Origin of the sequence: Paenibacillus etheri, assembly GCF_001012825.1 — a bacterium.
In the GTDB taxonomy this organism is placed as follows: domain Bacteria; phylum Bacillota; class Bacilli; order Paenibacillales; family Paenibacillaceae; genus Paenibacillus_AQ; species Paenibacillus_AQ etheri.
Window position 1 is genome coordinate 25,473 of record NZ_LCZJ02000026.1, and the last position, 11,239, is coordinate 36,711.

Genomic DNA, 11,239 nt, shown 5'->3' on the forward strand with positions numbered 1-11,239 from the left:
AACATACACGGAAAATCTGTCTTTACTTTCGTCAGTCTTAATCCAATCCGCGAACGAAGCTCTTGTATCATTACCGACGCACCGATAAATTATTTTTGGGACCTCCACTTGTCTTAGATATTTATCACCATAGATAGCCGGATCAATCGTTGGTAAATATGGGTAAGGTCTTTCATGATCAACTCTTTCTGCTTCCTCCTGGACGTCGTAAAGAATTAAAGCATCTAAATCAACGTTTTTAAGTCTTTCAACCTGTTTCTGTGCAATTTCTGATATCTTTTCTGGTGAATGGCTTGCCTTCGGTGGTGTCATCCCATATGTTAAAATACCAGGTTTCTTGCTCAATATTTTTTGTTTAAATGTACTCCCTGCCGCTCCCAAAATAAAAAACTCCTCTACACGTCTCTTTTAAGTTAAGGCTACCATGACAGGCTTAATATGTATAACTTATATTTACTATATCTAGTTATATCTTAAGGCTATGATTCCCTATTGGTACTTATCGAGTAGTACATCATGAAGGCGGAACTTCTAGATTTTAATGTTGACAACCATTTGGTCTGACTATAATATTAGAAGTCCTGCCAACCTTAAAGTTGGCGATAAGGGGACCGAAAGGTTCATTCTTATTTAAAAAGGGTGAGTATTATGAATAAAGAAGAATTAATGGAAAGCGCACGTAACACAAAGAAAGCTGCTTATGCCCCTTATTCTAAATTTCCTGTTGGAGCAGCCTTATTACTTAAAGATGGAAATGTTATTAATGGAGTAAATGTAGAAAATGTATCTTTTGGTGCTACTAATTGTGCAGAGAGAACAGCAATCTTCACAGCTATTACAAAGGGCTATACTAAAGGTGATTTCCAGGCTATAGCTGTAGCAGGTGACACAATGGATTTTCTGCCGCCATGCAGTATCTGCAGACAAGTATTATCGGAATTCTGTTTGCCCGACATGCCTGTCTATTTAACCAATGAGAAAAAAGAAATCTTAGAGCTGAGTTTAAGAGATTTATTGCCTTATGCATTCAAAAATTTAGATATGTAAAAATAATACCTACCATAGTGGAATATCAAAAACACGCGTACCTGTGTTAGACAAGTACGCGTTTTTTTGTGTTTGAAAGCAGCTTAGTCAGAACACAGAGTTCACAGACCAGACACACCGCGTAAACCGTTGTGACTTACCAAATCGCAATTCCAACCTTATCTTTTTCTTTAAGTACTACCTTTATCATTTCCCAATTATCAAACTCATATAGTTAAAACCTCTCAATGACTATCTATAATTTTTGATTCTTGTTTCTTTTGTTTCCTATAACATCATCAATAAATAAAAAACAAGCGATCCATTGAGATAAAAGTTTAACACTTCTTCTCGATGATCGCTTGCTTTTAGTAGTTATGCATAGTCACATTTTATCCGTTGTAATTAAATCTGTCACTTAATCGAAGTAATTATACTTAATGAAAATATTCTTTTCATATTACATTCCCCCTTTATTATTTCTAGCGATTAGATTTTTTCTTATTTTGATTAGATAATATAGAGTTAAGATAAATTGTATAATAGAAATACACCAAGGAAGTAGAAAGAGCATTTCCAATTGATATTTCGGTGAAGATAAAATAGAAATGAAAACTTCTTCATCACTATTAGTGTCATCTTGTATTGCATTGAAAAATAAAAGAAGTAAGAGGCTGGATAACATCGTTACCAAAAACCAAATGGTATTGTCCTTTATCCTAAGAGTCCTTATAAGCAAAAAAGAATTAATTAAACATAATAACAGCGGTATAAAGTACACCTTAAATGAGGTATATAATAACTCCGTTCCCCATCCCTCTATTCTTATCTTTAAAAAATAGATTAAGATCAGATGCAGTCCAACCACCAGTATTACATAAAGAATGGCTTGTAGCCCTGTCTTGAATGACTTCATCTTTCGTCCCCCTTTTCCATTCGTTCACTTAATGCTCTAATGATGTCATCACCCTTCATCGAGATTTTCTTCTTACTTCAAGCACCTATATTCCACCCCTGAAATTATGTAGATTAATTTAAATTAAAACACAAAAATATCCTTATAATGTAATTATCGAGAATTTCAAGGCGAAAATCAATAGTAAACCCCTCTTCCGAAAGAGCGTTAAAATTGAGGCAAAAAAAAAAGCGAACTCAAATATAGACACGGATATGATATTGCATCTTCCTCGGGTCTAATTGGCATGCAGATGCAAGGCGCTATGGCGATATTTTCTGTTAATCTCAAGTGAATCATTAATTTGATGAAAGAATCGAAGTAAAAGTATAAAAGCAAAGGCGACATTTCGTTCAAAATCGAACAAAATGTCGCCTTTTTAATTTGAGGGACACTAGTGACAACCTATAATACAACTATCATAAATACGACATTATCCAAATAATCCTCTACATAAGTTTCGAATACCTTATGAAGCATTACCTTATGAAGCATCTAAAACGCTCTCAAAGCTACGAGAGGCTACTCAATAAGATTTTATTTTACTTACATCAAAGACTACGAGGCAGATTATTCCTTCTAGATTGACAGTGAGAATAAAATTGATACCATCCCAGTTATGATGTCATTCTTCAAGGATTTTATAATAGAATTCTAATTTAACATAATTCTCTAAATTTAGTTTTTTGGAGTTTGATGCCCGAAGTACACAGGCACAGATAGTGGATATTTTCAAACGTCTTAAACTATATCAGATCTGCAATTCGAATAAGTCAATATCCTTAACGGAAGAGGAATCAAACATTTTAAAGCCAACAAATAGGCTCATTCTTTAACTATTTTTTATTCTTGGATGTTACTTCGTGATGCTGAGAACCAGCTGCAAAATAGTGAAGAATCGAACCCCGAATTGATTGCCCTTTAGCCTGTCATGTTATTAATAAAAAGCCGGTAAACCCTAAGTAAGGGCTTGCCGACTTTCTAAGTAAAGACGTGAAACTTGCTGCAATAGCATGTATATATACATGCTATTGCATGGTGAAGTTTTTTCTCATTTAAAATGAAACAATTCTCATATAAAATGAAAAATCACATTTTCCCATAAAACATTTATTGGCTCTACCGTTTACCCGCAGCGACTATACCCGCAATTGCCACAAGTCTTACAGCCCTCAATATTAATCAGCGAAGCGCCGCCGCAAGATGGGCAAAGATCACGGGAAGCAGAAGCGTGGTTATGCGCGCCATGTCCACCATGACTATCATCGGTAGATGTTGCCACAGGAACACTCGCTTTCAACTCCGCGTTCAACGCTTCATTGAAATCCTCCAGCTCCAAAGTCGCTGCGATAGGTGCAGGAACATGTTCATCCTGAGCGTTATTCAGCACGTGAGTTTCTAGTGCTTTGGCTACAGCATCAGCAATGGATTCCACGCGGTTCGCGCCGAAGCCGATTGCGCCTGATCCACCGATGCCTTTCAGATGTTTGATCAACAGTTCTACCTTCTCACCATGATCTCCATAACGGAGGAACAAGGAGCAGACACGACCAAGTGCCTCTGCCATCGCAAAGACGTCCGAACCTGCTTTACCTACATTCAGGAAGATTTCTGCCGGTATGCCATCTAGATCATTGATCGTAATATACGCCATACCGAAAGGTGTGTTGATCTTATAAGTTGCGCCGCGCAGAACCTGCGGACGTTTCTTGTATTGTTTATCCAGCTCTTTCGTAGTCACTTGAGGCGCTGGACTTGCCGCTACAACACTTGCTTCAGGAGTGGTTGCAACTTCAACAGCTGGAGCTACCTCTTCTGCTGTATCTTCCTTCTTAGAGGTTTGCAGAACTTGCACATCACGGCTACCATCACGGTAGATCGTAACGCCTTTACAGCCCAAATCGAAGGCCATTTCATATAGCTCAGCCGTCTCTTCTACTGTAAAGTCAGACGGGCAGTTAGCTGTTTTCGAGATGGAGCTATCCACCCAGCGTTGAATTGCTGCTTGCGCACGAATATGATCCTTAGCCGACAAATCCATCGAAGTCACGAAATATTCTGGCAGCTCTTCACCAGGATGAGCTTCAAGCCATTCTTGAGCGATTGGAACGAACTGCTCATCATAACCAAGACGACTTTGACGGAAATATTTGAAGGCGAAATAAGGCTCAATACCTGTTGAAGTGCCTACCATTGTACCCGTGCTACCTGTAGGTGCTTGTGTAATTACTGTAACGTTACGCATGCCATGTTTGCGAATCGCTTCGCCAACCTCTGGATACGCTTCGAGCATATTTTTCATAAAGCCGCTCATTAAATATTTCTCAGTATCAAAAGCTAGGAAGGATCCCTTCTCACCAGCAATCTCTGCGGATGCAAGGTACGCTTCACGAGCCATAAAGCCGTAAAGCTTGTCCAGAAACACCAAAGATTCAGGGCTACCATAACGAATGTTCAATTTGATCATCAGCTCGGCAAGACCCATCGTTCCGAGACCTACACGGCGTTCATTTTTTTGATTCGCTTCATTTTCCGGGAAATGATAAGGGGTCTTATCAATAACATTGTCCAAGAAACGTACGGAATAACGCGTCGTAGTCGCGAGATCTTCCCAGTCTACATCATGATTCTTCTCATCGTAGAACTTGGACAGGTTCACAGCGGACAAATTACATACACCCCAGCCTGGCAATCCTTGCTCCCCACATGGGTTCGTACAAATGATCGGATTGAAATACCAGCTGTTGGACATCTGATTATAGTATTCCATAAACACTACGCCCGGCTCTGCGGATTTCCAAGCGGATTCTATAATAGTGCGCCACACATCACGTGCTTTAACGGTGCGATAATGAATAACGTTTTTGCCCGCAGCCTTCCACTTGTCAAGATCGCCATCCCACACATCGTTATACTCAGGGTCTGTTGTATCAGGAAATACTAGATCCCAATCTAGATTTTCTTTTACAGCTTTCATAAAGCTATTGCTCACACATACCGAAAGGTTGGCATTAGTCACTTGACCCATCGTTTGTTTCACGGTAATGAAGTCTTCCACATCTGGATGCCAGTCATTAATCATGAGCATGAGTGCACCACGGCGGCTACCGCCTTGTTCAATTAGTCCAGTGGTATAGCTAAACAGACCGCCCCAAGATACAGAACCACTAGAAGAACCATTAACACCTCTCACAATTGCACGGCGTGGACGTAGAGAGGATAGGTTAATCCCTACACCGCCACCACGAGCCATAATTTCTGTCATTTCAGCCAACGTCTGCATAATGCCGCCACGGCTATCTTTTGGTGAAGGAATTACATAACAGTTGAACAATGTTAGTTCTTCACTAGCACCTGCACCAGCCGCAATTCGTCCGCCTGGTACAAGCTTCCAATCATCCAAAATCGAACGGAATTTACCTGCCCATTCTTCTTGAAGCTCAGGTGTCTTCTCCACAGAAGCCATAGCTGTAGATAGACGATCCCACATTTCTTCTGGTGTTTTTTCTATATTAAGCGTCAGCTTCTCCACATCTGATTTCACAAGTTCGCCGCTGCGCGTCTTCACTGTTACAATTCTGCCGCTACGTTCTACGATCTCTCCGACTTCCTTCGTTGGAAACTTCGGATCATCTTTTGTTAGAACGAGTACAACATCGCCTACCTTAGCATTATTACTATCGGCATCCTTCCAAGCATAACGATCCAAAAATATCTTTTCACTTAGCCCCTCAAGGCGTTGCTTACGTTCCACTTTACCCAATAGAAAAACCTCCCGCAATGTAGTAAATATCAGTTCTAGTTCAAGGTGTGGGCTTACGTTTGTGACCCACAACAAAAACTTCCTTACACTTATCTTCCGCCTTACCGGTGTATGTAGGAAGTTCATCTTGTCAATAACAAATACCAGCTACGCACTTTAAAAAAACCACATTTTCATGCTTTTGTCACAATATATTGTGTGCGTCAGCTTTTAAACTATACCACATATTGTATCGAAGGTCTTTTTCGAAAATAGAGTCAAGCAGCTGAAATATCGCAAACCTTGCCGCGTTTTCTCGCTTTTACTCTCTTTTTTAAAGGCTATCAAGAAAAATAGAAGGTTATGAATTCTCTTGTTTAAGAGCATACTAATCCTACGAAAGATGATATGAATTAACACCTGAGGAGGCTGTACCATGACGCAATTATTCCGTAATTCTCTACCTCACAAAGGTGGAAAGTCAGCGCCTATACTGCCTGTTCCTCTTTCTTTTGACCGAAATTGGCTACAGGATCTGGAACTCAAACTGGAAAAAGGCGGTCCGTGGGGAGACTTCCGTCTGTCTAAACTTGCCGTACAAGGTGAACAAACAGGTCTAGTAACAAGCTTCGATGAGCTGCAATGCATGAAGCATTTATCGGGGTTATCCCCACTTCCTCATCAGCTCGATACCGCGCATAAGGTTCTGTTTGAAATGTCAGGTCGCGCGATTCTTGCAGACGAGGTTGGACTAGGAAAGACAATTGAAGCAGGACTTGTACTCAAGGAATATCTTGTTCGCGGTCTCGTCACTAAAGTGCTTATTCTGGTACCCGCTTCCCTCGTATTGCAGTGGGTCCGCGAGCTGAATGCCAAGTTTGGCATCTCTGCTGTTGCGCAGAAAAAAGCATATTCCTGGGGAAATGCAATTGTCGTCGCATCTATGGACACCGCGAAACGCGATCCACATAAAGAAATGCTGCTGGAAAATGAATATGACATGTTGATTATTGACGAAGCCCACAAGCTGAAGAATAAGAAATCAACCAATTATTTATTTGTACAGCAACTACGCAAAAAATATTGCCTGCTCCTAACCGCCACTCCCGTTCAGAATGATCTGGGCGAGCTATTTAATTTGATCACTTTACTGAAGCCGGGGCAACTAGGAAATCAGGGCGATTTCGCCTCAAATTTCGTCGTTGATAAACGTCAACCTAAGAATGAAGGTCAGCTAAGGGACGAGCTATCGAAGGTGATGATCCGCAATCGGCGTGGCGAAGGTCCCGTTAACTTTACGAAACGAAAGGTCCGTAATATTCCGCTAGTTCTTTCCCAGGAAGAGAGAGTATTATATGACGCTGTCACTTCTTTTGTTAAGGATCAGTATCAGGAATCGGGCGGCAATCTTAGCAGCATGCTTTCCTTGGTAACGCTTCAGCGTGAGGTATGCAGCAGCAGGGATGCCGTCTTCATTACTTTAGTTAATCTGATCAAGAAGCTGCCCGCTGATTCTCCGAAACGCGATCGGATGATGGAGCTATTGCAGACACTTCGAACGGTTAAGACCAATACCAAAGCTGAAACAACTCTATCTCTCATTCAAGAAATGAATGAAAAGGTCATTGTCTTTACGGAGTATCGCGCGACTCAAGAATATTTGCTTCAGTATTTCCGCGAACACGGGCTAATGTGTGTCTCTTATTCCGGCGGGATGAATCGTGGTAAAAAAGACTGGATGATGGATCTCTTCCGCGGTCGGGCTCAAGTCATGATCGCTACCGAGGCGGGTGGTGAGGGCATTAACCTGCAGTTCTGTCACCATATGATCAACTTCGATCTGCCTTGGAATCCCATGAGAGTAGAACAGCGGATTGGACGGGTACACCGATTAGGTCAGGAAAATGACGTGGTTATCTATAATTTGTCCACAGAAGGCACGATTGAAGAACATATCCTGCATCTGCTACATGAGAAGATCAATATGTTCGAAATGGTCATTGGCGGGCTGGATGTGATTCTGGAGCGTTTTGAAAAGAAAGAATCTCTGGAGAAAAGTTTATACAAAATCATGCTCGAATCCCGTTCCGATGAAGAGCTGCGACATGAGCTAGATCATATCGGTGAATCCCTCAGTGAGTTAACTCAGGGTATTAAAAAGGAAAGTGAGACTGCGACATGACCCTCACCTCACAGGAAGTACGTAAACATGTAATGGACTATTTGGAAGCGACAGAATGCTCCATTATTGAAGTATCGCCCATTCACGTAACTGTAAAGCTATCGCCAAGAGCTGACAGAATGCTTACAGACCGACCTTATTATTGGGGATTCGTGGAGCGTACTGGTGTTGATCCTGAGACACTCTCTTTCACCTTTGTATTTGATCCGGAAAAATACGACAGCCAAGCATCTATAGAAGTTCCACCAACGGTAAATCGCAGCATCGGAGCATTAAACCCGCCAATTACCGGAAACCCAGTGATGGGCGCAACAGTCGATGTTGAGGCTAGCACAGATCTATTGAATTCAGAATCACCGGAATCTAATGTGGTTCATGTCCCCTCCTCAAATCCAGAAGACAGCATCCTTGCCCGCTACTTCGGTATTGTACCAGCACTGCCTCGAATTGGGCCTGGCATGATAAGACGTGAAGATATCATCTATGGAAGCAAGCGCCTACAGCAAATTTGGAGTGCAGCCCAAGATGAAGGGAAATGTCTTTACTTATTTGAGGATCCCGGTAGCAGGCAGCGGAATACACTCTTCTCTGCAGCCTATGAACCGTGGCTCGGTGTCTGTTATAAAGTGGAGATGAGCTGCGATTTGAAACGGGAAGAACTGCATTATCTTGGAATATCTCTGACAAAGGGGACTATCATGGATGATTTTAACGAAAAGATATCCTCTCGGGAGATGACCCCCCGTTTACCTGAAAACGTCCATATTCAGCCTTATGAATTAACCGTGACAGCCGCTACAGATTTATTAGAGGCTCACCTTACCTCTCATCTAGCCGAACTTGATTACACTTGGGCAGAACAGGCACGCGAGCGTCTTAGAGTAGAGCTGGCTATCATTGATATTTATTACGGAGAACTGCTGAAAGAGCCGGATGAAGAAAAACGTTTAGGCACTCAGGAGCAGTATAACCGTCGTCGACAGGAGACCATTTGGCAATATGAGCCGCAAATTGCAGTTTCTGCGATAACCTATGGACTGTTTCATCTACGAAGTCTATAGTGCGACCCTACTCGCTAAAAGCAGGCAAAAAAACAAGAGAACTTCCGCCTTCAGGCGCGACAGCAAGCAACAGCCTTTTTATAGCCTGTCCACTACAATGGAGTGAAGCTTAACTTTCCCGACATTTCTTAATAAAGAAAGGTGAACGACGCGATGAAAATAAGTTCGCGGCGGAGGCTAAAACTTGCGGGTCAAGGATGCCTCCTCCTGCTTCTAAGCTTTGGACTGTTTGTATCCAGCTCTGGTTCTCCTTCAGCGCTGGCGCTGGCCAGAGTAAGTGTGATCCAATCGGTCACACAGGATGCGATACCTGTGCTGAAGATGAGTACCTTACCTTCTCCCACTTCAGTCCAAGAATTCGCTAAAGCTACACTGAACAAGCTCGCTGCAGAAGCTCCATTTACAGCCTGGAAAGATGCAGGGATAGAATATTATCCTCTTGGTCCAGGTACTCATGGCTGGCTTGTTAATGTAATGAAGGGCGAAGAACGGATAGGATACATGATCATTTCCGCCACCGATACAGGCGGGTATATGCTAAGTGAATATGGAGCCGGCACTTACGGACTCCCATACAGTTTAAATGATCTGCGCCAGTTTTTGGTGCAGAAGGGTCTCATTACATCATCTTTTTCAGGAACAATAAAACTTACTGCTTTATATGCACCACTTCTACCTGTCTGGAAAATAACTATTGACGAAAAGACGGTCTACATCAATGCTTCCGTACCGCAAATTTTACCTTGGTCACTTAGCAAGGCGGAAGAAGTCCTTAAAGAGCAGCCTCAAACAACAGATGTAATCACTAATCTTAATCCTGACGTATCACCGCTATCGGCCTTCAATAGTGGAGGGTCAGATGATCCGTACGAAGATATCCTATGGCTGACCGCTCCTAAATTAACCACAGTGGGCGGCGACAATATCGCACTATTGATCAGACCGAAGGAAAGCATCGCTTATCAAGCAGCTGGGCGAAACGACCTTGTCGGCGCACCTTTTATGATTACAGGTTATCAAAGTTGGCAGCCTTCTCATGGTCAAGCTGAGAATAATAAACTTACCGTATACGCGGCGTCAGGTCCTGAAGGAAAACGATACTTACCACTCACTGCACTACAGAATAATGGAACACTGCATAAACTGCCAGACAGAACTACCAAAGCACTCGGATATAATCGTTAATAACCAAATGCAAATAACCTTCCGCTGCCACCCATGAACAAAGGCACTGGAAGGTTATTTGCTGTTTAAACATTTATTCCTTTTTGCTATGACTCCACTTGCTTCGCCAGATAGACCAACCAAGCGGAAGCATGCCGAACCATTTCTGTGACCACGGCTGCTTCGTAGCTGCTCTACGGGCATGTATGGCACGCGGATCCTCGATATATACGACTACCTTCTCCGTTATATACTTTACAAGCTCATCGCCACCGGAAGCCATTTTAACACCTCCTACATTGTAAGTGAAATTAGTTGATCAACATCTATTCCATGCTCTTAGTGTGCACCACTCCAGTCAGATCTAAACTACAGACTTCTGATATGTCGAATAGGTTTACCTATTAAAGCACAATCTAACAAAGAATCCAGGACACACTATTCACTTGCAAGGAGGCGTTTCACTTGTACAAATGGAGAAAACAACCCTTTCCCAGAACAGCAGCTGCTATTTGTGGCTTTCGAATCACTCTAACTGCCGTAGGACTACTAATGTTGTTTATGGGGAGCTCCTTAGCCTCTGCGACACCAGAGAAGCCTGTGATGAAGGATGACCGTCAGCATATATTAGGTCATGGCCACCGTATGATCCTAATTGATGCGGGACACGGAGGCATCGACGGTGGAACTTCCTTCGGTAAAATCCTTGAAAAAGATATCACGTTAGATATCTCACGTCGATTATTTCTATTGCTAGGCAGCGATGGCTTTGACGTCGCTTTAAACCGCAATGGAGATTATGCCCCAAGTGATGAGAACCGCTGGCTGCGTAGTAAATCTCGACATCTGCGCGATCTTGCACAGCGTAAAGAGCTTGCTGAGACATTACCCGCTACTGTAGTGGTAAGTATCCATATTAATTGGGCGCCTTCTCCTTCCAAACATGGACCGCTTGTATTATACCGTCAAGAGGGTCGCAGCTTTATCCTTGCTAAATCCATTCAGCATCAATTAAATAATCTTTACGATGTCGAGGCTCAACCAAAACCAGGCAAGCCCTTTTATTTACTCAACAAAATAACCGCCACAACCGTTATCGTTGAGGCGGG

Annotated in this window: 8 protein-coding genes and 1 pseudogene; 5 read left to right on the plus strand and 4 right to left on the minus strand. The window is 42.4% G+C overall.

Features of this window, described 5'->3' with window-relative positions; genetic code table 11:
• Positions 1-381, minus strand: a pseudogene (locus tag UQ64_RS31290) (5,10-methylenetetrahydrofolate reductase); the annotation flags it as partial.
• Positions 382-648: 267 nt separating this feature from the next.
• Here UQ64_RS31290 and UQ64_RS15205 point away from each other — a divergent pair.
• Positions 649-1,047: a cytidine deaminase gene (locus tag UQ64_RS15205; protein ID WP_036689594.1), complete on the plus strand. Its 399-nt coding sequence runs from the start codon at positions 649-651 to the stop codon at positions 1,045-1,047.
• 439 nt (positions 1,048-1,486) lie between these two features.
• Here UQ64_RS15205 and UQ64_RS15210 read toward each other — a convergent pair whose 3' ends face one another.
• Positions 1,487-1,942: a hypothetical protein gene (locus tag UQ64_RS15210; protein WP_060624306.1), complete on the minus strand. Its 456-nt coding sequence runs from the start codon at positions 1,940-1,942 to the stop codon at positions 1,487-1,489.
• A gap of 1,165 nt (positions 1,943-3,107) precedes the next feature.
• Complete coding sequence (locus UQ64_RS15215; RefSeq protein WP_082651151.1) at positions 3,108-5,744, minus strand: adenosylcobalamin-dependent ribonucleoside-diphosphate reductase; 2,637 nt, start codon at positions 5,742-5,744, stop codon at positions 3,108-3,110.
• Between the two features lie 415 nt (positions 5,745-6,159).
• Here UQ64_RS15215 and UQ64_RS15220 point away from each other — a divergent pair, with 415 nt between their 5' ends.
• The 3 genes from UQ64_RS15220 (at position 6,160) to UQ64_RS15230 (ending at position 10,151) form a co-directional block, all read left to right on the plus strand.
• The gene (locus tag UQ64_RS15220) at positions 6,160-7,905 is read left to right on the plus strand and encodes a DEAD/DEAH box helicase (RefSeq protein WP_060624307.1); all 1,746 of its coding nucleotides are present in this window, start codon (positions 6,160-6,162) and stop codon (positions 7,903-7,905) included.
• Entirely contained in the window at positions 7,902-8,966 is a 1,065-nt protein-coding gene (locus UQ64_RS15225; protein WP_060624308.1) for a YqhG family protein, read from the plus strand. Before UQ64_RS15220 ends, UQ64_RS15225 begins: the two co-directional genes overlap by 4 nt.
• A 153-nt stretch (positions 8,967-9,119) precedes the next feature.
• A complete protein-coding gene (locus tag UQ64_RS15230) occupies positions 9,120-10,151 on the plus strand; it encodes a hypothetical protein (protein WP_060624309.1) in 1,032 nt (343 codons plus the stop codon).
• 73 nt (positions 10,152-10,224) lie between these two features.
• Here the strand turns inward: UQ64_RS15230 and UQ64_RS15235 are convergent, their stop codons facing one another.
• On the minus strand, positions 10,225-10,413 hold the full coding sequence (locus tag UQ64_RS15235) for a YqzE family protein (protein ID WP_060624310.1): 189 nt from the start codon (positions 10,411-10,413) through the stop codon (positions 10,225-10,227).
• A gap of 182 nt (positions 10,414-10,595) precedes the next feature.
• Between UQ64_RS15235 and UQ64_RS15240 the strand changes: the two genes are divergently transcribed.
• On the plus strand, positions 10,596-11,239 hold a 644-nt coding region (locus tag UQ64_RS15240), incomplete at its 3' end, for an N-acetylmuramoyl-L-alanine amidase (RefSeq protein WP_060624311.1).

Coding starts and splice junctions, on each gene's coding strand:
- UQ64_RS15205 (WP_036689594.1), top strand. CDS start 649: ATGAATAAAGAAGAATTAATGGAAAGCGCACGTAACACAAAGAAAGCT.
- UQ64_RS15210 (WP_060624306.1), bottom strand. CDS start 1,942: ATGAAGTCATTCAAGACAGGGCTACAAGCCATTCTTTATGTAATACTG.
- UQ64_RS15220 (WP_060624307.1), top strand. CDS start 6,160: ATGACGCAATTATTCCGTAATTCTCTACCTCACAAAGGTGGAAAGTCA.
- UQ64_RS15225 (WP_060624308.1), top strand. CDS start 7,902: ATGACCCTCACCTCACAGGAAGTACGTAAACATGTAATGGACTATTTG.
- UQ64_RS15230 (WP_060624309.1), top strand. CDS start 9,120: ATGAAAATAAGTTCGCGGCGGAGGCTAAAACTTGCGGGTCAAGGATGC.
- UQ64_RS15235 (WP_060624310.1), bottom strand. CDS start 10,413: ATGGCTTCCGGTGGCGATGAGCTTGTAAAGTATATAACGGAGAAGGTA.